The organism is Escherichia sp. TW09308 (assembly GCF_000208565.1).
Classification (GTDB): domain Bacteria; phylum Pseudomonadota; class Gammaproteobacteria; order Enterobacterales; family Enterobacteriaceae; genus Escherichia; species Escherichia marmotae.
Genome location: NZ_AEME01000001.1, coordinates 4,771,966 through 4,791,667, shown reverse-complemented (window position 1 = coordinate 4,791,667; position 19,702 = coordinate 4,771,966). Strand labels below are relative to the sequence as shown.

Genomic DNA, 19,702 nt, shown 5'->3' with positions numbered 1-19,702 from the left:
CCCATGCTCAGGAGATATCATGAAAGTAGCAAAAGACCTGGTGGTCAGCCTGGCCTATCAGGTACGTACAGAAGACGGTGTGTTGGTTGATGAGTCTCCGGTGAGTGCGCCGCTGGACTACCTGCATGGTCACGGTTCCCTGATCTCTGGCCTGGAAACGGCGCTGGAAGGTCATGAAGTTGGCGACAAATTTGATGTCGCTGTTGGCGCGAACGACGCTTACGGTCAGTACGACGAAAACCTGGTTCAGCGCGTTCCTAAAGACGTATTTATGGGCGTTGACGAACTGCAGGTGGGTATGCGCTTCCTGGCTGAAACCGACCAGGGTCCAGTACCGGTTGAAATCACTGCCGTTGAAGACGATCACGTTGTGGTTGACGGTAACCACATGCTGGCTGGTCAGAATCTGAAATTCAACGTTGAAGTTGTGGCGATTCGTGAAGCGACCGAAGAGGAACTGGCTCACGGTCACGTTCATGGTGCGCACGATCATCACCACGATCACGACCACGACGGTTGCTGCGGCGGTCATGGCCACGATCACGGTCATGAACACGGTGGCGAAGGTTGCTGCGGCGGTAAAGGTAACGGCGGTTGCGGTTGCCACTAAGGCAGAACAGGTGACAAAAAAGCGGGGAATTCCCCGCTTTTTTTCGCCTCAATAGTGCGGAGGTGGCGTTTCTTCAGCCTGTGACGCGATGTTCGACGGCTGACTGGCTTTTAACTTCTCGGTCAGCAGACGCAGATGATCGCGCAGTTTTGCCATCTCCATTTCATGAGCGGTCACCGTGACGTTCAGTTCTTCAATGGTGATTTCCTGAAAAGCCAGTCGGCTCTCCAGCTCTGCCAGGCGTGCTTCCATTGATAAATCCTGCATGATTCACCTCTTTTGTCGAATGGTCGCCGCGGATTCTACTTAACTTTGTTGCCAGAGACAGCACTCATTTTGTGGCATCGAAACTAATTTAAACAAAAAGAGTCTGAAAATAGATGATAATAGGGCGTGTCTGTATGTAGATTTATCCGACAACGCTTTATAGTACCCTTCTGATAATAGTTAACCCTGGGGTGAGATGCCCCGATCCTGGAGATATGGATGAAATCACTGTTTAAAGTAACGCTGCTGGCGACCACAATGGCTGTTGCCCTGCATACACCAATCACTTTTGCTGCCGAAGCGGCGAAACCTGCTACAACTGCTGACAGCAAAGCAGCGTTCAAAAATGACGATCAGAAATCAGCTTACGCACTGGGCGCTTCGCTGGGTCGTTACATGGAAAATTCTCTGAAAGAACAAGAAAAGTTGGGCATTAAACTGGATAAAGATCAGCTGATCGCTGGCGTTCAGGATGCATTTGCTGATAAGAGCAAACTTTCCGATCAAGAGATCGAACAGACTCTGCAAGCGTTTGAAGCACGCGTGAAATCCTCCGCTCAGGCGAAGATGGAAAAAGATGCGGCTGATAACGAAGCGAAAGGTAAAGAGTACCGCGAGAAATTTGCCAAAGAGAAAGGTGTGAAAACCTCTTCTACTGGCCTGGTGTATCAAGTCCTGGATGCCGGTAAAGGTGAAGCACCGAAAGACAGCGACACTGTTGTGGTGAACTACAAAGGTACGCTGATCGACGGTAAAGAGTTCGATAACTCTTACACCCGTGGTGAACCGCTCTCCTTCCGTCTGGATGGTGTAATCCCGGGCTGGACTGAAGGTCTGAAGAACATTAAGAAAGGCGGCAAGATTAAGCTGGTTATTCCACCAGAACTGGCTTACGGCAAAGCGGGTGTTCCGGGGATCCCACCGAATTCTACCCTGGTGTTTGACGTAGAGCTGCTGGATGTGAAACCAGCGCCGAAGGCTGATACGAAGCCAGAAGCAGATGCTAAAGCAGCAGATTCTGCTAAAAAATAAGCATTAAAAACCGCCGCCTGACCAGGCGGCGGTTTTTTTATTGCAGGCCGGATATAATTAGTGCTGGAAAGCGGAACCTCCGCTGTATTAATTTAATTACCCGCATCATTAATGAGCCTGCCCTGAAAAGTTAACGACAGGCTCCTGAAAAGGAGTGTTTTTTTTCATGTCCAGGTCGCTTTTAACCAACGAAACCAGTGAGTTGGATTTACTGGATCAACGTCCTTTCGACCAGACCGATTTTGATATTCTGAAATCCTACGAAGCGGTGGTGGACGGGTTAGCGATGCTCATTGGCTCCCACTGTGAAATCGTTTTGCACTCTTTGCAGGATTTAAAATGTTCAGCCATTCGTATTGCCAACGGTGAACATACAGGCCGGAAGATTGGTTCGCCAATTACCGATCTGGCGCTGCGTATGCTGCACGATATGACGGGGGCGGATAGCAGCGTTTCTAAATGCTACTTTACTCGCGCCAAAAGCGGAGTATTAATGAAGTCCCTGACAATCGCCATTCGTAACCGCGAACAGCGAGTGATTGGTCTGCTATGTATCAATATGAATCTTGATGTTCCTTTCTCGCAGATTATGAGCACTTTTGTGCCGCCAGAAACCCCGGATGTCGGTTCAAGCGTCAACTTTGCCTCTTCTGTTGAAGATCTGGTTACCCAAACGCTGGAGTTCACCATTGAAGAAGTGAACGCCGATCGCAATGTTTCTAATAACGCCAAAAATCGCCAGATCGTGCTGAATCTTTACGAGAAAGGCATCTTCGACATCAAAGACGCGATCAACCAGGTGGCTGACCGTCTGAATATCTCCAAACATACTGTCTATCTCTATATCCGTCAGTTCAAGAGCGGTGATTTCCAGGGGCAAGATAAGTAATGCGTTTTGCCATCGTGGTAACCGGGCCAGCATACGGTACGCAACAGGCGAGTAGTGCTTTTCAGTTTGCGCAGGCGCTGATAGCCGAAGGTCATGAGCTGAGTAGCGTCTTTTTCTACCGGGAAGGTGTCTACAACGCCAACCAGTTGACCTCTCCCGCGAGTGATGAATTTGACCTTGTGCGCGGCTGGCAGCAATTGAATACACAACACGGCGTGATGCTGAATATCTGTGTGGCGGCAGCATTACGTCGCGGTATTGTCGATGAAACCGAGGCTGGAAGATTAGGTCTGGCATCAGCTAATCTCCAGCCGGGCTTTACCTTAAGTGGCCTTGGCGCTCTGGCGGAAGCCTCGCTGACCTGCGACAGGGTGGTACAGTTCTGATGAAACGAATTGCGTTTGTCTTTTCTACTGCACCCCACGGCACAGCGGCTGGCCGTGAAGGATTAGATGCATTACTCGCAACCTCCGCATTAACTGACGATATTGCAGTTTTCTTTATTGCCGATGGTGTTTTTCAAATTCTGCCAGGCCAAAAGCCCGATGTAGTGCTGGCGCGTGATTACATTGCTACCTTTAAACTGCTGGGGCTTTACGACATTGAACAGTGTTGGGTTTGTGCGGCTTCACTACGTGAACGCGGGTTAAATCCGGAGACATCATTGGTCGTGGAAGCCACGCCGCTCGAAGCTGAAACATTACGTCGTGAGCTTGGCAATTATGATGTTATTTTAAGATTTTGAGGCGTCCATGCTGCACACATTACATCGCTCCCCCTGGTTGACGGATTTTTCTGCACTGCTGCGTCTGCTCGGCGAGGGCGACGAACTGCTGTTATTGCAGGATGGCGTAACTGCCGCAGTTGACGGTAACCGCTACCTTGAAAGTCTACGTAATGCCCCCATTAAGGTCTATGCCCTGAACGAAGACCTCATTGCTCGCGGTTTGAGTGGTCAAATTTCGAACGATATCATCCGAATTGACTATACTGATTTCGTCAGACTTACGGTTAAGCACACCAGTCAGATGGCCTGGTGACGGCGGGATCGTTGTATATTTCTTGACACCTTTTCGACACCGCCCTAAAATTCGGCGTCCTCATATTGTGTGAGGACGTTTTATTACGTGTTTACGAAGCAAAAGCTAAAACCAGGAGCTATTTAATGGCAACAGTTAACCAGCTGGTACGCAAACCACGTGCTCGCAAAGTTGCGAAAAGCAACGTGCCTGCGCTGGAAGCATGCCCGCAAAAACGTGGCGTATGTACTCGTGTATATACTACCACTCCTAAAAAACCGAACTCCGCACTGCGTAAAGTATGCCGTGTTCGTCTGACTAACGGTTTCGAAGTGACTTCCTACATCGGTGGTGAAGGTCACAACTTGCAGGAACACTCCGTGATCCTGATCCGTGGCGGTCGTGTTAAAGACCTCCCGGGTGTTCGTTACCACACCGTACGTGGTGCGCTTGACTGCTCCGGCGTTAAAGACCGTAAGCAGGCTCGTTCCAAGTATGGCGTGAAGCGTCCTAAGGCTTAATGGTTCTCCGTTAAGTAAGGCCAAACGTTTTAAATTAATGTCAAACTAAACTCGTAGAGTTTTGGACAATCCTGAATTAACAACGGAGTATTTCCATGCCACGTCGTCGCGTCATTGGTCAGCGTAAAATTCTGCCAGATCCGAAGTTCGGATCAGAACTGCTGGCTAAATTTGTAAATATCCTGATGGTAGATGGTAAAAAATCTACTGCTGAATCTATCGTATACAGCGCGCTGGAGACCCTGGCTCAGCGTTCTGGTAAATCTGAACTGGAAGCATTCGAAGTAGCTCTCGAAAACGTGCGCCCGACTGTCGAAGTTAAGTCTCGCCGCGTTGGTGGTTCTACTTATCAGGTCCCAGTTGAAGTCCGTCCGGTTCGTCGTAATGCTCTGGCAATGCGTTGGATCGTTGAAGCTGCTCGTAAACGCGGTGATAAATCCATGGCTCTGCGCCTGGCGAACGAACTTTCCGATGCTGCAGAAAACAAAGGCACTGCAGTTAAGAAACGTGAAGACGTTCACCGTATGGCCGAAGCCAACAAGGCGTTCGCACACTACCGTTGGTAATCCCTTCGGAGTTTTAGTCACCAGGCGGGCGCTTCCAGTAAGCAGCCCGCTTTGGGCTACTTAAATTGAACGCCTAAAAGATAAACGAGGAAACAAATGGCTCGTACAACACCCATCGCACGCTACCGTAACATCGGTATCAGTGCGCACATCGACGCCGGTAAAACCACTACTACCGAACGTATTCTGTTCTACACCGGTGTAAACCATAAAATCGGTGAAGTTCATGACGGCGCTGCAACCATGGACTGGATGGAGCAGGAGCAGGAACGTGGTATTACCATCACTTCCGCTGCGACTACTGCATTCTGGTCTGGTATGGCTAAGCAGTATGAGCCGCATCGCATCAACATCATCGACACCCCGGGGCACGTTGACTTCACAATCGAAGTAGAACGTTCCATGCGTGTTCTCGATGGTGCGGTAATGGTTTACTGCGCAGTTGGTGGTGTTCAGCCGCAGTCTGAAACCGTATGGCGTCAGGCAAACAAATATAAAGTTCCGCGCATTGCGTTCGTTAACAAAATGGACCGCATGGGTGCGAACTTCCTGAAAGTTGTTAACCAGATCAAAACCCGTCTGGGCGCGAACCCGGTTCCGCTGCAGTTGGCGATTGGTGCTGAAGAACATTTCACCGGTGTTGTTGACCTGGTGAAAATGAAAGCTATCAACTGGAACGATGCTGACCAGGGCGTAACCTTCGAATACGAAGATATCCCGGCAGACATGGTTGAACTGGCTAACGAATGGCACCAGAACCTGATCGAATCCGCGGCTGAAGCTTCTGAAGAGCTGATGGAAAAATACCTGGGTGGTGAAGAACTGACTGAAGCAGAAATCAAAGGTGCTCTGCGTCAGCGCGTTCTGAACAACGAAATCATCCTGGTAACCTGTGGTTCTGCGTTCAAGAACAAAGGTGTTCAGGCGATGCTGGATGCGGTAATTGATTACCTGCCATCCCCGGTTGACGTACCTGCGATCAACGGTATCCTGGACGACGGTAAAGACACTCCGGCTGAACGTCACGCAAGTGATGACGAGCCGTTCTCTGCACTGGCGTTCAAAATTGCTACCGACCCGTTTGTTGGTAACCTGACCTTCTTCCGTGTGTACTCCGGTGTGGTTAACTCTGGTGATACCGTACTGAACTCCGTGAAAGCTGCACGTGAGCGTTTCGGCCGTATCGTTCAGATGCATGCTAACAAACGTGAAGAGATCAAAGAAGTTCGCGCGGGCGACATCGCTGCTGCAATCGGTCTGAAAGACGTAACCACTGGTGACACCCTGTGTGACCCGGATGCGCCGATCATTCTGGAACGTATGGAATTCCCTGAGCCGGTAATCTCCATCGCAGTAGAACCGAAAACCAAAGCTGACCAGGAAAAAATGGGTCTGGCTCTGGGCCGTCTGGCTAAAGAAGACCCGTCTTTCCGTGTATGGACTGACGAAGAATCTAACCAGACCATCATCGCGGGTATGGGTGAGCTGCACCTCGACATCATCGTTGACCGTATGAAGCGTGAATTCAACGTTGAAGCGAACGTAGGTAAACCGCAGGTTGCTTACCGTGAAACTATCCGCCAGAAAGTTACCGATGTTGAAGGTAAACACGCGAAACAGTCTGGTGGTCGTGGTCAGTATGGTCATGTTGTTATCGACATGTACCCGCTGGAGCCGGGTTCAAACCCGAAAGGCTACGAGTTCATCAACGACATTAAAGGTGGTGTAATCCCTGGCGAATACATCCCGGCCGTTGATAAAGGTATCCAGGAACAACTGAAAGCTGGCCCGCTGGCAGGCTACCCGGTAGTAGACATGGGTATTCGTCTGCACTTCGGTTCTTACCATGACGTTGACTCCTCTGAACTGGCGTTTAAACTGGCTGCTTCTATCGCCTTTAAAGAAGGCTTTAAGAAAGCGAAACCAGTTCTGCTTGAGCCGATCATGAAGGTTGAAGTAGAAACTCCTGAAGAGAACACCGGTGACGTTATCGGTGACTTGAGCCGTCGTCGTGGTATGCTCAAAGGTCAGGAATCTGAAGTTACTGGCGTTAAGATCCACGCTGAAGTACCGCTGTCTGAAATGTTCGGATATGCAACTCAGCTGCGCTCTCTGACCAAAGGTCGCGCATCATACACTATGGAATTCCTGAAGTATGATGAAGCGCCGAGTAACGTTGCTCAGGCCGTAATTGAAGCCCGTGGTAAATAAGCCTCAGGGTTAATACCAAAGTCCCGTGCTCTCTCCTGAAGGGGAGAGCACTATAGTAAGGAATATAGCCCTCAGTTCACGTATCCAGGACAGATGACGCCCCCAGCCCGTAACAGGCTCTGCACTCAGCGCCACAATAATCAGGTCCCAGCCATGCCGGGCACAGGGATACCCCGGAAGTACACGGTAAACGTTGTGGCCCTGTGCTGATAACAGGTGCCACAGCCCTGTCAGCTCATACCCGCAGGTTCCGGTCAGAAGGATTTTTTGCCTCACACTTACGACCTTCACCACATCAGTACCGCACAGAACATCACCAGTGTCAGTACCAGACATGCCATACAGGTTGCTGCCACACAGACACCAACCACCCACCACATCGGTATTAACACTTTTCGTTGCCGGGCCATCAGAAATACACCACCACCGGTGTCAGATTACCCTGCCAGCGTTTTACCGGCTCCTCAGCACCGGGGAAATTCACCCGCACATCACTCAGGTACATCACCCAGGCACCGGCAATATGCTGGCTGCCATTCCCCTGTGACAACAGCGACTCAGTTCCTGAAATAAACGCATCAGGACGTGCGGTTAATCCGGCATAATCCGGGGTCCATTCATAGCCGTTCACCTGCCATAACTGGCGTTTCACCTGTTTTTCGGCCTCCGGCGTCACCTCTCCGCTGACCACGCTCCAGCCCTGACCGCCAGTAATATTGTCCTGCCATGCCAGAAGATGGCGCAGCGTGAACGTGATTTCCCCGTAACGTACCTGTCCCCGGGCAAGTTCTCCCCGGGCCTCAATACGGGGGGATGATGGTGTCACCTGAAGCAATGTCACCGACGGCTGCAGCCCCGGACGGGCAGTTGTCAGTGATGTGGTATGCCCGCCAAGAATATAAAAATCCTGCCCTCTCCGGCTTTCACTGACCATGCCACCTTTACCCGCTGCCAGGCCAGCCTGCACAGCATCAGGAGAACTCATACGCACAGCGCGGGGCTGCCACTGCCAGGACACATCGCGGACATACAGCGTGCCGCTGAATTCCGTCACGCCCACAGCCATACCCTCCTGCCAGTGGCCCGGAGGAATAGTCAGCGGTTGCGCCAGCACACTGGCTGAAGTCAGAAAAAACAGAGCCGGAAACATACCGGACTTCAGACGATGAATAATATTCAGCACCGGGCCGCCCTCCTGTTTACTGGTACTCAATACTTACCGGCAGTGACACCCGCCAGCGTTCCGGCATTGCACCGTTCAGACGTAATTCACCACTGCCCGCCACCATCTGTGCGCCATACGCACCTTCGACCTGACGCAGGGAGGCATCACTGAAATGACTCACTCCTGAATAACCACTGATGGTCATTGTCTGCAGCCAGCCGGGGCCTTCGCCACTGAACATCTTCTGCAGAACACCCGGAATATCAGAAGTCTTCATGGCTGCGCTTTCACCAGGCAGACCATTCACATTCAGGTCGTCATACACACCGGCATACGCCGGCTGTCCGTCCTTCACATGGCGCAACACCCCCGCAGCCTGCATTCTGAAAACAAAAGTGCCTGCCCGGACGTTATTATCTCCGGTGACAGGCAGCGTCACCTCCGCCACGCCTGGTGCTGTCCATTCAAATGAAAATCCCTCAGTACCCTTTCCGTAACTGACACGGGGAGAAAGCCCCTCACGTCCTGCCGGTGTGGTCAGGGTGGTTTTTCCCAGTAAAACGGGCATCGCCGGCAGTGCGACCGGAATTGCCTGCTCACCGTCACGAACACCGCGGCTCTGTTTAACCTCCAGGCCTTCATTTCCCTGTCCGACTTTCCATACCCACGGGTTACGGGTGCTGGTCACCGGGCCTTCCAGCTTAAGCTCTCCGCTGAAATCTTCTCCCGGCGTGTTCCAGGCCAGTACACAGGAAGGCAGGAGGCCGGCAGCAAACAGAAACAACGTCACCTTTTTCATTTCTCTTTTTTTCTCCTTATATCCCTGCAACCATCACTGTACTGTAACCGTCACATTCAGCCCCGCCTGCCATGCTGCAGGTGTACCCTCTGCTGGCAACCGCAGTTCAAAATCCGATTATGTCTGCAAGGAACTGGTGTATGCCTATGCAATGTGGATCAGCCCGTCATTCCATCTGAAGGTGATCCGTACTTTCGACATGGTAACCAGCGTACCGGAAAAATTATCCGGGCAGGCTGCTGACAAGATGCAGGCTGGAGTGATTCTGCTGGACTTTATGCGCAGGGAGTTAAACCTGTCTAACTCTTCAGTGCTTGGTGCCTGTCAGAAACTCCAGGAGGCTGTTGGCTTACCGAATCTGGCACCGCGCTATGCCATTGATGCTCCTGCTGACGCGCCTGATGGTTCAAGCCGCCCCACGCTGTCACTGAGTGCACTGCTGAAGCAGTATGGTATCCACCTGACAGCTAATCAGGCATATCACCAGATGGTGAAGCTGGGGATCGTCGAGCAGCGCGAACGATACAGCCGTACCGCGATTAACAACATCAAAAAATTCTGGTCGCTGACAGCGAAAGGCTGCATGTTCGGCAAGAACATCACCAGTCCCGCAAATCCGCGCGAGACGCAGCCGCATTTCTTCGAATCCCGATTCCCTGAGCTGTTAAAGCTGCTCGATACCGTTCATTGAGGTGACCGTGAGAGCACTACTGACCCCTGAAATAGCCCCGCGTATGGGGATCGTATTGTTCAGACCAGGTTCAGAGCTGATGCCCCTGTTTATGCAGGGGCGTGTACTGCTGGAGCCTGAGCCGGAACGTTATTCATCTTTCGCCAGTGGTGCCGTTCCCGCGGCATCACAACCGCTGGCGGATGATCCTGCTGTTCGGGCCGTGTTCCGCAATGAGGCAGTGATCCGTCGTGCTGGTGGCGTGGAATGTCTTGAAAGCTGGTTACTTCGTGAAAAGGGCTGCCAGTGGCCTCATTCCGACTGGCACAGCGAGAACATGACCACAATGCGACACGCTCCGGGCGCAATCCGTCTGTGCTGGCACTGTGATAACCAGCTGCGCGATCAATTCACGGAACGGCTGGAATCAATGGCAACGGATAACTGTGCCCGCTGGGTGTTGTCTGTTGTGCGTCGGGATCTCGGTTTTGATGACAGTCACGTTGTGACAATGCCGGAACTGTGCTGGTGGCTGGTTCGTAATGATCTGGCGGATGCCTTACCGGAAAGTGCAGCCCGTAAGGCACTGAGATTACCGAAGCCTGTTGTGCCGTCTGTCACCCGGGAAAGTGACCTTGTGCCTTCGGTTCCTGCCACCAGCATCATCCAGGATAAAGCGAAAAAGGTGCTGGCGCTGAAAGTGGAGCCGGAGTCGCCGGAGTCTTTTATGTTACGCCCCAAACGTCGCCGCTGGGTTAATGAAAAGTACACGCGCTGGGTTAAGACACAGCCGTGTGCATGTTGTGGAAAGCCTGCTGATGATCCCCACCACCTGATAGGCCACGGTCAGGGGGGAATGGGTACAAAAGCGCATGACCTCTTTGTGTTGCCTTTGTGCAGAAAGCATCACGACGAACTGCATGCGGATACCGTGGCATTTGAAGAGAAGTATGGCTCCCAACTGGAGCTGATATTTCGTTTTATCGATCGTGCGCTGGCAATTGGCGTACTGGCGTAAGTGGAGAACGAGCATGAACCTTGAAGCCTTACCAAAATATTACTCCCCAAAATCTCCAAAATTGAGCGATGACGCACCGGCGACAGGCTCAGGTGGTTTAACGATTACGGATGTGATGGCTGCGCAGGGGATGGTGCAGTCGAAAGCACCGCTTGGGTTTGCCTTATTCCTGGCAAAAGTTGGTGTTCAGGATCCTCAGTTTGCGATTGAAGGTCTGCTCAATTACGCGATGGCACTGGATAACCCGACATTGAATAAATTGAGTGAAGAAACCCGGCTACAGATCATTCCTTACCTTGTGAATTTTGCCTTTGCTGATTATTCCAGATCTGCGGCAAGTAAGGCTCGCTGTGAGCATTGTGCAGGTACGGGATTTCATAATGTATTGCGCGAAGTGGTGAAACACTCCAGAAACGGGGAATCTGTTATCAAGGAAGAGTGGGTGAAGGAACTATGTCAGCATTGTCATGGTAAGGGAGAAGTCAGCACAGCGTGCAGAGGGTGTAAGGGTAAAGGTATTGTCCTGGATGAAAAAAGAACCCGGCTTCATGGCATGCCTGTTTATAAGATTTGTGGGCGTTGCAATGGAAACCGGTTTAGCCGTTTACCAACCACACTGGCGCGGCATCATGTCCAGAAGCTGGTACCAGACCTGACGGATTATCAGTGGTACAAAGGATATGCAGATGTCATTGATAAACTGGTGACAAAGTGCTGGCAGGAAGAAGCATATGCTGAGGCGCAATTAAGAAAAGTGACGAGATAAATGATTTTCGCCGAAGATAGCGACATGATTCTTGCATTTTTCAAAAAATCTGGTTAGGATTTTCCTAACGATGGGCTTTGTATGTCTGCCGTTAACGAAATCATAACAAACCTCGCTTCGGCGGGGTTTTTGCTTTTCTGGAGGGTAAGAAAATGCACCAGTAAACGGATAGACCGCAGCCGATAGGCAAATCCGCAGTCGTGATGCGGTCCCGAGTCTCCATGAGAGCCAGATGCAGGTACGAACTGCAACACACACTGGTTAGGGTTAATAAAGAAGAGGTGTGCCGGTACTCCAGAACGATCGCCAATCGTTCTCCGGTTAGAGGTGAGGGATTCATGAGATACCCCTGACTACGGTCTCAAAGGCATGAGCGCGGCCACTGCGAGAGTGTGGTAAGCAACAGAATAGTAATTCACAGGCCCCTTATGTAAATGCTATAAAAGCGGACTATTGAAAAGGAGAGTTCGCTATGTCAAAAACCTTTGAGCAAATGAAACTTAATTTTATTTATTTGCACGAATTATGGTTGTTAACTCATTCGATAAAAACACGCTGTGAAGAGCTCTTTCATGAGACACCACTTCCTGATGCTGGTTACTACTTTAAAATTGATTACAATATTCATATATTAATAAATAGCATTCTTTCAGATGCGGCTAACGTCAAGAAACTAATCGCAGTTCCTAAAAATAAGACTAGGGAAGAATCCCCTGAACAATTCAGATTGCATATTGAGCGAAGTAATTACCTTCAACAAAAAATAAAAGATATTGAAATTAAGGAAATTAATTCCGTGAGGGTGAGAAACACCTTGCAACACTTCGATGAGTATTTAGATCAGCTAAACATTGATGTTACAGCAGGGAAGATGAAAGGTCATGGTATTGCAGTTTATAATTTTGTGATCTCCCACTGGAAGGCAATCAACCCTAGGCCATATCCGATAAGGTTATATGTTTGTGAGGAAAAAACATACTATAATATGAAGGCGTCAATTAACTTAGAAAAAGTTTACAATGAGGCTTTTCAGGTTAATGAGGTAATCCGTAAAGAAATAAATAAAGAAGCTGGTGCAGAGCCTGGTAGCTTTATGGTTTCTTTAAACTTTTAAACTTTATAATTCTATTAACTGCCCCGTAATAGCGGGGCTTTTTTATTTCAGGATCACGGGAATCATCCGTTACGTGCTTTGTTGATATATCCAGCCCGTGAAGCCTGAGCCTATTTCCCCTCATACCTGAGAGGACTCACAGCAATTAAGAGGGGGCTAAATGTCCGATCCAATTTCCGGTACTGGGCTGGCTGGTGGTGCCCTGACGGGTGCCAGTGTTTATGGACTGCTGACCGGAACTGATTACGGCGTTGTATTTGGTGCATTTGCAGGGGCTGTATTCTACATAGCAACAGCAGCAGATCTGAGTGCATCGCGTCGACTGGCATATTTTATCGTGTCATATATTGCCGGGATTCTTTGCTCTGGGTTGGTTGGCTCCAAGCTGGCGAACTTGACCGGATACAGTGATAAACCTCTGGATGCTATTGGTGCCGTAATCGTCTCTGCTTTAGCCGTTAAAATCCTGACGTTCCTGAATAATCAGGATATCGGCTCGCTGGTGGCGCTCATAACGCGCCGGGGAGGTTCAGGTGGAGCTAAATGACCCGACAGCAACTATAAATGCGCTGTTATGTGCTTGTGTTGTTATTACTCTGATGTTTTATCGTCGTGGTGATTCGCGGCATCGTCCTTGGGTTTCACGTTTAGCCTGGCTGATTACTGTTACATACAGTGCTGTTCCGTTGGCCTATCTCTGTGGGATTTATCCTCATTCCTCATGGCCCATTATCGTGGCGAACACTATTTTCCTTTCCGTGCTGGTGGCCGTCAGAGGCAACGTTGCACGTCTGGTTGATCATCTGAGGCACTAATGAACCAACAATTATTTCAAAAGGCGGCTGGTATTAGCGCCGGGCTGGCTGCGCGCTGGTTTCCGCACATTGATGCGGCGATGAAGGAATTCGGCATTACAGCACCAGCGGATCAGGCAATGTTTATCGCTCAGGTAGGCCATGAGTCGATGGGGTTTAGCGCCGTAGTTGAAAATTTTAACTACACACCATCTGCGCTGGTGGCGACGTTCGGAAAGAGGATCACACAGCAGCAGGCTGATGCCCTTGGTAGAACATCCGGACATGCAGCTCGTCAGGATGCTATTGCCAATCTGGTGTATAGCAACCGACTGGGTAACAAAGCACCCGGTGATGGCTGGAAATATCGTGGTAGAGGATTAATTCAAATCACTGGTCTCCGTAATTATTGCATCTGTGGCTACGCACTAAAACTCGACCTTGTTACCCAGCCTGAATTGCTGGAACAGGATGAATACGCCGCGCGCTCAGCTGCGTGGTTCTATGCTTCCCGCGGTTGCCTGCTTCATTCTGGCGACCTGGGACGCGTCACGCTGCTTATTAATGGCGGTAGTAACGGTCTGGATAAACGCCGCGCGCTGTTTAACCTGGCGAAATCGGTGCTGGTGTGAGGGACGGCGGCAAGTTATCCAAGCACCCATGTAATTTAAAAAACTGGGTAGAAAGAGATGGACCGCAGGAAGAATGGCTGCTATTCTTCAGTTACTTTCGCTGGAGATGTATGGAATGCTTAAAAAAGCGACAATTAATATAAAAACTGATGAGATAAATCTCTATCAAGGAGACTGTCTTGAGTTGCTAACCATGATGGACGATTCTTCTGTAGATCTCATCGTTACTTCACCACCGTATGCAGATCAACGAAAGAGGACTTATGGTGGCATTGCCCCTGACAAGTATGTTGACTGGTTTTCACCTATAGCGGAGCAACTGCTACGGGTTCTTAAGCCTTCAGGCTCCTTTGTGCTTAACATTAAAGAGAAGGTAGTGAATGGCGAAAGACATACATATGTTTTAGAGCTTATTCTTAAAATGCGAGAGCTGGGTTGGCTGTGGACAGAAGAATATATCTGGCATAAGAAGAATTCATTCCCTGGTAAATGGCCTAATAGATTCAGAGATTCTTGGGAACGCTGTCTGCACTTTACAAAAAACAGAAAGTTTGCAATGTACCAAGAAGCGGTTATGGTTCCTGTGGGGGACTGGAAGAATGAGAGGCTAAAAAAATTAAGCTCGCGGGACATGATGAGGGATGAGTCGCGAGTTGGTAGTGGGTTCGGAAAGAACATTTCAAACTGGCAGGGAAGAGAAATGGCATACCCGACGAATGTGCTGCACATGGCAACTGAATGTGGTAACAAAGGCCACAGTGCAGCATTCCCCGAAGTTCTTCCTGAATGGTTTATTCGTTTGTTTACAACAGAAGGCGATGTTGTTTTGGATCCGTTTGCAGGCTCAGGCACTACACTTGTGGCGGCATCTCGCCTGTCCAGAAAGTCAGTAGGTTTTGAATTGCTTGATGAACACTGCCAAGTAGCTAAAGAACGACTTGGGCTGGAAAGAAAAAGGTTAACTAGCGTAGTAAGTTACAGCAAAAAAGCTGAATAGGTTTCTGGTTTATGGTAGTTTTCTCCTTGGTTAACCAAAGAAGGAAAATACAATGTCAGGAACATGCATCATTGAAGGATGTGGTAGACATGCAGATAAAATTATCGGTGTGCGTCTGAGACGTGAACTGGATAATTTATCTGCAATTTGGGCCCACAATACTAACGCTTATTTGTGTGATGAACATGCAGCTATGGGATTTGATGTAGAAGTAACATTTACCCCTCGGGATGACAAGACCATTAGAACAGTTGTAAGCAACGGTGATGGTGATCCAGTTGTTCGACTGAAAGCAATCACCAAACCTGTCAACCCAGATGGAACGGAAGACTGAGGTTAGTATATTTATTATAAAACCGCCTTCGGGCGGTTTTTTTATGCTTGCAAAAACTAAACTGCTGAGATGGTAAAGATAATGGGAATCATAGAAATTATTGCTAGCGGTATTGTTGTGCTGGTTGCAGCCGCACTCAGCGTTTTTTACTGGCAATGTTCGTGGTTGTGGAAAAGTAGCAGAGAAAGCCAAACAGCAGCGCACCGAAGAGAACGCAGTGGCGATCGTTGCAGCAATATCTGGGCTTCACTGCCGGGGCTGGTTATGGTCAGTTTGAGCATAAAGTTGACAGCCTGATTGCAAAATTCAAAGAAGCTGGCGGAACGGTCAGAGAGATTGAGGTATGAGCAGAGTCACCGCGATTATCTCCGTTCTGGTTATCTGCATCATCGTCTGCCTGTCATGGGCGGTTAATCATTACCGTGATAACGCCATCACCTACAAAAAGCAGCGCGATAAGGCCGCATCCATTATCGCTGACATGCAGAAACGTCAAAGTAATGTAGCTGAACTCGATGCCAGATATACAAAGGAGCTTGCTGATGCTAACGCGACTATCGAAAGTCTTCGTGCTGATGTTTCTGCTGGTCGTAAGTGGCTGCACGTCAAAGCAGTCTGTCCGGACATGCATAAAACCACCGCCGCCTCCGGCGTGGATGATGCTTCCAGCCCCAGACTTACTGACACCGCTCAACGGGATTATTTCGTTCTCAGAGAGCGCATCGAAACCATAACTAACCAATTGAATGGCCTGCAAGAGTATGTGAGATCACAGTGTTCATATTAGAAAAGTCTTATCATGAGATTTTTGTATATGGATGCATTATGTCTCAATACGCGCGCGCCGCTTTAATCGCTTATCATTTGGTTGCTGATAGCTCAATGCCTCCTCGTGATGCATGGGATACAGCTGTCGCAGAGGTTACAGAAAGCGAATCGTCAAGAAAGAAGATATGCCCAAGGGCAACATTTCTCGCCCTAGCGGATAGCGGTTACCTCAAGAATGTAAAACCACTGCATGGGGAGAAAAAGGGCGGTAAGTTGTACCAAAGGGCAATTGAAGTTGCGAATCTGATTCTTGATTTACCCGGAATCAGTAAAGCTGAATTGGTTGATAAAACTGGTTACAAAGACAGGCAAGGGTCTTATGACCTGATTCTCGCTCTGTATCATCATGAGCAACTCCAGCGACCGGAATAATTATCCCGGCATCAGTGTCAAAAATAGGCAGTGATACGCTATTTTCCTGAAAATACTTTACTAACATTTTATGAGAATTATCCTAGTAAAGTGTTTATTTAAAAGGAGTTTGGGTTTATGAAAATTCTCTGGGTCATCAGTCTTTTGTGTAGTGCTATTGGATTTATTGAAGGAATCCTCGGGGTTTTCGGTGCTCAGAGTGCTCCACAACAGGCTGCAGGTGCAGCAATGGGAGTAGCATGGGCAGTTATTCCATATTGTATTTGTCGTGCTATCCAACAATTGCGCCCTCGAGAAGTCATTATTAAAAAGGAAGAATGACCAGATCTTATCCGGTGTTTTTTCTGTCTAAGCCTCGCGTCGCGGGGTTTTTTATTGGAGCCAGCATGCCACCACGAACCCCAAAAGCCTGCCGCGTTCGCGGCTGCCGCCAAACCACCACTGACCCGTCAGGCTACTGCGAAAGCCACAAAAGCGAAGGCTGGAAACAATACAAGCCAGGACAATCCCGTCACCAGCGCGGCTACGGTTCGAAGTGGGATGTTATCCGCGCGCGCGTGCTGAAGCGTGACAAAGGCCTGTGTCAGTTGTGCCTGCGTGTCGGTGTGGTGCGTGAGGCGAAAACCGTTGACCACATCATCCCTAAAGCGCATGGCGGCACTGATGCAGACTGCAATCTGCAGAGCCTGTGCTGGCCGTGTCATAAGACGAAGACGGCCCGTGAACGACTGAAGTGATAATAACTCTCAACTATCTGCGGGGGAGGGGCGGGTCAAATCCCTGTGACCTGACGTCTTCCGGACTGCCCGCCCCATCGTTTTTTTATACCCGCGAAAAATGAAATTTAACCAGGAGTGCCGCATATGGCTGGAACGGCGGGGCGTTCCGGGCGTCGCCCCAAGCCAACGGCGCGCAAGGCGCTGGCCGGAAACCCCGGCAAGCGAGCCCTGAATAAAGATGAACCTGTTTTTACGCCCATCAAAGGTGTTGAGCCACCGGAGTGGTTCGCTGAAGAAGATCTCCCTCTCGCCACGATCATGTGGCAACTGACAACCAAAGAACTCTGCGGTCAGGGCCTGCTGTGCGTGACTGACCTCGCGGTACTTGAGCGGTGGTGCGTGGCCTATGAGTTCTGGCGACGTGCCGTGAAAAATATTGCCATACAGGGCAACACCATCACCGGTGCAATGGGCGGCAGGGTCAAAAATCCGGAGCTGACCGCCAAAAAAGAACAGGAGTCCGAGATGAGCAGACGGGGGCAATGCTCGGACTCGACCCCAGCAGCCGCCAGCGTCTGATTGGCCTGGCGGGGAAGAAGAAAGCCACTAACCCGTTTCTGAAAATTATCGAATCATGAGCCGGAAATCTTACCCCAACGTAAATGCTGCAAATCAGTATGCCCGGGATGTCGTGCGCGGAAAGATTGTTGCCTGCCAGTTTGTGATTCAGGCCTGCCAGCGCCATCTTGATGACCTGATGGCGGAAAAAAGTAAGTCGTTTCGTTACCGCTTCGACAAGGACCTGGCTGAACGGGCCGCCAAATTTATTCAGCTGTTGCCGCACACCAAGGGTGAGTGGGCATTTAAACGGATGCCCATCACGCTGGAGCCGTGGCAGCTATTTGTGATCTGCTGTGCGTTTGGCTGGGTCAATAAAGGCACCCGGTTGCGCCGCTTCCGGGAGGTGTATACCGAAATTCCCCGTAAGAACGGCAAATCGGCAATCTCTGCCGGTGTTGCCCTGTATTGTTTTGCCTGTGATAACGAGTTCGGCGCGGAAGTGTATTCCGGTGCCACGACGGAGAAACAGGCATGGGAAGTCTTTCGTCCGGCACGACTGATGTGTAAACGCACACCCATGCTGACGGAAGCGTTCGGGATTGAGGTTAACGCCTCAAACATGAACCGTCCGGAGGATGGTGCGCGTTTTGAACCGCTGATCGGTAACCCCGGTGATGGTTCATCACCCCACTGTGCCGTGGTGGATGAATATCACGAGCACGCCACCGATGCGCTTTACACCACGATGCTTACCGGGATGGGGGCGCGACGTCAGCCACTGATGTGGGCCATTACTACTGCCGGGTACAACATTGAGGGGCCGTGCTACGACAAGCGGCGGGAAGTCATCGAGATGCTCAACGGCTCGGTGCCCAACGATGAACTGTTCGGGATCATCTATACCGTTGACGAAGGCGATGACTGGACCGACCCGCAGGTGCTGGAAAAAGCCAATCCAAATATTGGCGTGTCGGTTTATCGCGAATTTTTGTTAAGTCAGCAGCAGCGTGCGAAAAATAACGCCCGTCTGGCAAACGTCTTTAAAACAAAACACCTCAATATCTGGGTGTCGGCGCGTTCGGCGTATTTCAATCTGGTGAGCTGGCAGAGCTGCGAGGATAAATCACTGACCCTTGAGCAGTTCGAGGGGCAGCCGTGCATTCTGGCCTTTGACCTGGCGCGTAAGCTGGATATGAACAGTATGGCGCGACTTTATACCCGCGAGATTGACGGTAAAACGCATTACTACAGTGTGGCCCCGCGTTTCTGGGTACCGTATGACACGGTGTACAGCGTCGAGAAAAATGAAGATCGACGGACAGCCGAACGCTTTCAGAAATGGGTGGAAATGGGCGTTCTGACCGTTACCGATGGTGCGGAGGTGGATTATCGCTACATCCTCGAGGAGGCCAAAGCGGCGAACAAAATCAGCCCGGTCAGTGAGTCACCCATCGACCCCTTCGGGGCGACCGGGTTGTCACATGACCTTGCTGATGAAGACCTGAACCCCATCACTATCATTCAGAACTACACCAACATGTCCGACCCGATGAAAGAGCTGGAAGCGGCAATTGAATCGGGGCGCTTTCATCATGATGGCAATCCCATCATGACCTGGTGTATCGGCAACGTGGTCGGCAAAACCATTCCGGGTAACGATGATGTGGTGAAGCCCGTCAAAGAGCAGGCGGAAAACAAAATCGATGGTGCAGTTGCGCTGATTATGGCGGTTGGCAGAGCCATGCTGTACGAGAAAGAAGACACGCTGTCTGACCACATTGAGTCCTATGGGATCCGCTCGCTTTAACTGAGGTAATT

Annotated in this window: 26 protein-coding genes and 5 pseudogenes; 25 read left to right on the top strand and 6 right to left on the bottom strand. The window is 50.2% G+C overall.

Annotated features, from left to right (window positions below; all coding sequences use genetic code 11):
- The first annotated feature begins 19 nt into the window (after positions 1-19).
- Positions 20-610, top strand: a complete 591-nt coding sequence (slyD, locus tag ESM_RS0123470) for a peptidylprolyl isomerase (protein WP_000861334.1) — start codon at positions 20-22, stop codon at positions 608-610.
- 48 nt (positions 611-658) lie between these two features.
- Here the strand turns inward: slyD and ESM_RS0123465 are convergent, their stop codons facing one another.
- Complete coding sequence (locus tag ESM_RS0123465) at positions 659-877, bottom strand: protein SlyX (protein WP_001153620.1); 219 nt, start codon at positions 875-877, stop codon at positions 659-661.
- 219 nt (positions 878-1,096) lie between these two features.
- Here ESM_RS0123465 and fkpA point away from each other — a divergent pair, with 219 nt between their 5' ends.
- The 8 genes from fkpA to fusA all read left to right on the top strand — a co-directional run bounded on the left by fkpA (position 1,097) and on the right by fusA (position 7,115).
- The gene (gene fkpA / locus ESM_RS0123460) at positions 1,097-1,909 is read left to right on the top strand and encodes an FKBP-type peptidyl-prolyl cis-trans isomerase (RefSeq protein ID WP_000838277.1); all 813 of its coding nucleotides are present in this window, start codon (positions 1,097-1,099) and stop codon (positions 1,907-1,909) included.
- 166 nt (positions 1,910-2,075) lie between these two features.
- A complete protein-coding gene (locus ESM_RS0123455) occupies positions 2,076-2,798 on the top strand; it encodes a helix-turn-helix transcriptional regulator (protein ID WP_000091466.1) in 723 nt (240 codons plus the stop codon).
- Positions 2,798-3,184, top strand: coding sequence for a sulfurtransferase complex subunit TusD (gene tusD / locus ESM_RS0123450; RefSeq protein WP_001209699.1), 387 nt, complete (start codon positions 2,798-2,800; stop codon positions 3,182-3,184). Before ESM_RS0123455 ends, tusD begins: the two co-directional genes overlap by 1 nt.
- Positions 3,184-3,543 carry a sulfurtransferase complex subunit TusC gene (tusC, locus tag ESM_RS0123445; RefSeq protein ID WP_000820711.1) on the top strand — a complete coding sequence of 120 codons (360 nt, stop codon included), beginning with the start codon at positions 3,184-3,186 and terminating at the stop codon, positions 3,541-3,543. The genes tusD and tusC overlap by 1 nt, the downstream gene beginning before the upstream one ends.
- Before the next feature lie 7 nt (positions 3,544-3,550).
- The gene (tusB, locus tag ESM_RS0123440) at positions 3,551-3,838 is read left to right on the top strand and encodes a sulfurtransferase complex subunit TusB (RefSeq protein ID WP_000903393.1); all 288 of its coding nucleotides are present in this window, start codon (positions 3,551-3,553) and stop codon (positions 3,836-3,838) included.
- 125 nt (positions 3,839-3,963) lie between these two features.
- Positions 3,964-4,338, top strand: coding sequence for a 30S ribosomal protein S12 (rpsL, locus tag ESM_RS0123435; RefSeq protein ID WP_000246815.1), 375 nt, complete (start codon positions 3,964-3,966; stop codon positions 4,336-4,338).
- A 95-nt stretch (positions 4,339-4,433) separates the two neighbouring features.
- Positions 4,434-4,904 carry a 30S ribosomal protein S7 gene (gene rpsG / locus ESM_RS0123430; protein ID WP_001138043.1) on the top strand — a complete coding sequence of 157 codons (471 nt, stop codon included), beginning with the start codon at positions 4,434-4,436 and terminating at the stop codon, positions 4,902-4,904.
- Positions 4,905-5,000: 96 nt separating this feature from the next.
- Positions 5,001-7,115, top strand: a complete 2,115-nt coding sequence (gene fusA, locus ESM_RS0123425) for an elongation factor G (protein WP_000124700.1) — start codon at positions 5,001-5,003, stop codon at positions 7,113-7,115.
- Positions 7,116-7,181: 66 nt separating this feature from the next.
- Here fusA and ESM_RS1000000129345 read toward each other — a convergent pair.
- From ESM_RS1000000129345 to ESM_RS1000000129795, 5 genes and pseudogenes are all read right to left on the bottom strand, one after another.
- Positions 7,182-7,451: pseudogene (locus ESM_RS1000000129345) on the bottom strand (hypothetical protein); the annotation flags it as partial.
- Positions 7,403-7,525 carry a hypothetical protein gene (locus ESM_RS1000000129500; RefSeq protein ID WP_256112207.1) on the bottom strand — a complete coding sequence of 41 codons (123 nt, stop codon included), beginning with the start codon at positions 7,523-7,525 and terminating at the stop codon, positions 7,403-7,405. The gene ESM_RS1000000129500 and the pseudogene ESM_RS1000000129345, both read right to left, overlap by 49 nt.
- The gene (faeJ, locus tag ESM_RS0123415) at positions 7,525-8,298 is read right to left on the bottom strand and encodes a F4 (K88) fimbria accessory protein FaeJ (protein WP_000932023.1); all 774 of its coding nucleotides are present in this window, start codon (positions 8,296-8,298) and stop codon (positions 7,525-7,527) included. Before faeJ ends, ESM_RS1000000129500 begins: the two co-directional genes overlap by 1 nt.
- 16 nt (positions 8,299-8,314) lie before the next feature.
- Positions 8,315-9,079, bottom strand: coding sequence for a F4 (K88) fimbria minor subunit FaeI (gene faeI / locus ESM_RS0123410; RefSeq protein ID WP_010381301.1), 765 nt, complete (start codon positions 9,077-9,079; stop codon positions 8,315-8,317).
- A gap of 33 nt (positions 9,080-9,112) precedes the next feature.
- Positions 9,113-9,196, bottom strand: a pseudogene (locus tag ESM_RS1000000129795) (fimbrial protein); the annotation flags it as partial.
- On the opposite strand from ESM_RS1000000129795, the pseudogene ESM_RS01000000125825 reads away from it, so the two are divergent.
- The 16 genes and pseudogenes from ESM_RS01000000125825 to ESM_RS0123335 form a co-directional block, all read left to right on the top strand.
- A pseudogene (locus tag ESM_RS01000000125825) lies at positions 9,195-9,770 on the top strand (KilA-N domain-containing protein); the annotation flags it as partial. The pseudogenes ESM_RS1000000129795 and ESM_RS01000000125825 overlap by 2 nt on opposite strands.
- A gap of 7 nt (positions 9,771-9,777) precedes the next feature.
- Positions 9,778-10,767: a DUF968 domain-containing protein gene (locus ESM_RS0123400; protein WP_024257722.1), complete on the top strand. Its 990-nt coding sequence runs from the start codon at positions 9,778-9,780 to the stop codon at positions 10,765-10,767.
- A gap of 13 nt (positions 10,768-10,780) precedes the next feature.
- Positions 10,781-11,533, top strand: a complete 753-nt coding sequence (locus ESM_RS0123395; RefSeq protein ID WP_001047099.1) for an antitermination protein Q — start codon at positions 10,781-10,783, stop codon at positions 11,531-11,533.
- 472 nt (positions 11,534-12,005) lie between these two features.
- Positions 12,006-12,647, top strand: a complete 642-nt coding sequence (locus ESM_RS0123390; protein WP_000047469.1) for a hypothetical protein — start codon at positions 12,006-12,008, stop codon at positions 12,645-12,647.
- Between the two features lie 160 nt (positions 12,648-12,807).
- On the top strand, positions 12,808-13,194 hold the full coding sequence (locus tag ESM_RS0123385; RefSeq protein ID WP_001283169.1) for a phage holin family protein: 387 nt from the start codon (positions 12,808-12,810) through the stop codon (positions 13,192-13,194).
- Positions 13,181-13,462, top strand: coding sequence for a phage holin family protein (locus tag ESM_RS1000000127505; RefSeq protein ID WP_000422366.1), 282 nt, complete (start codon positions 13,181-13,183; stop codon positions 13,460-13,462). Before ESM_RS0123385 ends, ESM_RS1000000127505 begins: the two co-directional genes overlap by 14 nt.
- Entirely contained in the window at positions 13,462-14,073 is a 612-nt protein-coding gene (locus tag ESM_RS0123380; RefSeq protein WP_001075797.1) for a glycoside hydrolase family 19 protein, read from the top strand. The genes ESM_RS1000000127505 and ESM_RS0123380 overlap by 1 nt, the downstream gene beginning before the upstream one ends.
- Positions 14,074-14,146: 73 nt before the next feature.
- Entirely contained in the window at positions 14,147-15,070 is a 924-nt protein-coding gene (locus ESM_RS0123375; RefSeq protein ID WP_000718966.1) for a DNA-methyltransferase, read from the top strand.
- A 52-nt stretch (positions 15,071-15,122) separates the two neighbouring features.
- A complete protein-coding gene (locus tag ESM_RS0123370) occupies positions 15,123-15,404 on the top strand; it encodes a hypothetical protein (protein ID WP_000017061.1) in 282 nt (93 codons plus the stop codon).
- A 222-nt stretch (positions 15,405-15,626) separates the two neighbouring features.
- Positions 15,627-15,751: pseudogene (locus ESM_RS1000000128215) on the top strand (lysozyme); the annotation flags it as partial.
- On the top strand, positions 15,748-16,191 hold the full coding sequence (locus tag ESM_RS0123360; protein WP_010354678.1) for a lysis protein: 444 nt from the start codon (positions 15,748-15,750) through the stop codon (positions 16,189-16,191). The pseudogene ESM_RS1000000128215 and the gene ESM_RS0123360, both read left to right, overlap by 4 nt.
- Positions 16,192-16,229: 38 nt before the next feature.
- Positions 16,230-16,604: a DUF6979 family protein gene (locus ESM_RS0123355; protein ID WP_000084845.1), complete on the top strand. Its 375-nt coding sequence runs from the start codon at positions 16,230-16,232 to the stop codon at positions 16,602-16,604.
- Positions 16,605-16,721: 117 nt separating this feature from the next.
- The gene (locus ESM_RS0123350) at positions 16,722-16,925 is read left to right on the top strand and encodes a hypothetical protein (protein WP_000699783.1); all 204 of its coding nucleotides are present in this window, start codon (positions 16,722-16,724) and stop codon (positions 16,923-16,925) included.
- A 65-nt stretch (positions 16,926-16,990) separates the two neighbouring features.
- Positions 16,991-17,341 carry an HNH endonuclease gene (locus ESM_RS0123345; RefSeq protein ID WP_010381279.1) on the top strand — a complete coding sequence of 117 codons (351 nt, stop codon included), beginning with the start codon at positions 16,991-16,993 and terminating at the stop codon, positions 17,339-17,341.
- A 126-nt stretch (positions 17,342-17,467) separates the two neighbouring features.
- A pseudogene (locus tag ESM_RS01000000125820) lies at positions 17,468-17,961 on the top strand (phage terminase small subunit P27 family).
- Positions 17,958-19,691 (top strand): terminase large subunit, encoded by a 1,734-nt coding sequence (locus ESM_RS0123335; RefSeq protein WP_000088159.1) that lies wholly within the window; start codon positions 17,958-17,960, stop codon positions 19,689-19,691. The pseudogene ESM_RS01000000125820 and the gene ESM_RS0123335 overlap by 4 nt, the downstream one beginning before the upstream one ends.
- The last annotated feature ends 11 nt before the right edge of the window (positions 19,692-19,702 follow it).

What these genes read in the sequence shown, in the direction of transcription:
- faeI (WP_010381301.1), bottom strand. Translation starts at nt 9,079, where the DNA reads ATGAAAAAGGTGACGTTGTTTCTGTTTGCTGCCGGCCTCCTGCCTTCC.
- ESM_RS0123380 (WP_001075797.1), top strand. Translation starts at nt 13,462, where the DNA reads ATGAACCAACAATTATTTCAAAAGGCGGCTGGTATTAGCGCCGGGCTG.
- rpsL (WP_000246815.1), top strand. Translation starts at nt 3,964, where the DNA reads ATGGCAACAGTTAACCAGCTGGTACGCAAACCACGTGCTCGCAAAGTT.
- ESM_RS0123385 (WP_001283169.1), top strand. Translation starts at nt 12,808, where the DNA reads ATGTCCGATCCAATTTCCGGTACTGGGCTGGCTGGTGGTGCCCTGACG.
- rpsG (WP_001138043.1), top strand. Translation starts at nt 4,434, where the DNA reads ATGCCACGTCGTCGCGTCATTGGTCAGCGTAAAATTCTGCCAGATCCG.
- tusC (WP_000820711.1), top strand. Translation starts at nt 3,184, where the DNA reads ATGAAACGAATTGCGTTTGTCTTTTCTACTGCACCCCACGGCACAGCG.
- ESM_RS0123360 (WP_010354678.1), top strand. Translation starts at nt 15,748, where the DNA reads ATGAGCAGAGTCACCGCGATTATCTCCGTTCTGGTTATCTGCATCATC.
- ESM_RS0123370 (WP_000017061.1), top strand. Translation starts at nt 15,123, where the DNA reads ATGTCAGGAACATGCATCATTGAAGGATGTGGTAGACATGCAGATAAA.
- tusD (WP_001209699.1), top strand. Translation starts at nt 2,798, where the DNA reads ATGCGTTTTGCCATCGTGGTAACCGGGCCAGCATACGGTACGCAACAG.
- ESM_RS0123465 (WP_001153620.1), bottom strand. Translation starts at nt 877, where the DNA reads ATGCAGGATTTATCAATGGAAGCACGCCTGGCAGAGCTGGAGAGCCGA.
- tusB (WP_000903393.1), top strand. Translation starts at nt 3,551, where the DNA reads ATGCTGCACACATTACATCGCTCCCCCTGGTTGACGGATTTTTCTGCA.
- ESM_RS0123375 (WP_000718966.1), top strand. Translation starts at nt 14,147, where the DNA reads ATGGCTGCTATTCTTCAGTTACTTTCGCTGGAGATGTATGGAATGCTT.
- ESM_RS0123390 (WP_000047469.1), top strand. Translation starts at nt 12,006, where the DNA reads ATGTCAAAAACCTTTGAGCAAATGAAACTTAATTTTATTTATTTGCAC.
- fusA (WP_000124700.1), top strand. Translation starts at nt 5,001, where the DNA reads ATGGCTCGTACAACACCCATCGCACGCTACCGTAACATCGGTATCAGT.
- ESM_RS0123335 (WP_000088159.1), top strand. Translation starts at nt 17,958, where the DNA reads ATGAGCCGGAAATCTTACCCCAACGTAAATGCTGCAAATCAGTATGCC.
- ESM_RS0123395 (WP_001047099.1), top strand. Translation starts at nt 10,781, where the DNA reads ATGAACCTTGAAGCCTTACCAAAATATTACTCCCCAAAATCTCCAAAA.
- ESM_RS0123355 (WP_000084845.1), top strand. Translation starts at nt 16,230, where the DNA reads ATGTCTCAATACGCGCGCGCCGCTTTAATCGCTTATCATTTGGTTGCT.
- slyD (WP_000861334.1), top strand. Translation starts at nt 20, where the DNA reads ATGAAAGTAGCAAAAGACCTGGTGGTCAGCCTGGCCTATCAGGTACGT.
- ESM_RS0123350 (WP_000699783.1), top strand. Translation starts at nt 16,722, where the DNA reads ATGAAAATTCTCTGGGTCATCAGTCTTTTGTGTAGTGCTATTGGATTT.
- ESM_RS1000000129500 (WP_256112207.1), bottom strand. Translation starts at nt 7,525, where the DNA reads ATGGCCCGGCAACGAAAAGTGTTAATACCGATGTGGTGGGTGGTTGGT.
- ESM_RS0123345 (WP_010381279.1), top strand. Translation starts at nt 16,991, where the DNA reads ATGCCACCACGAACCCCAAAAGCCTGCCGCGTTCGCGGCTGCCGCCAA.
- fkpA (WP_000838277.1), top strand. Translation starts at nt 1,097, where the DNA reads ATGAAATCACTGTTTAAAGTAACGCTGCTGGCGACCACAATGGCTGTT.
- ESM_RS0123455 (WP_000091466.1), top strand. Translation starts at nt 2,076, where the DNA reads ATGTCCAGGTCGCTTTTAACCAACGAAACCAGTGAGTTGGATTTACTG.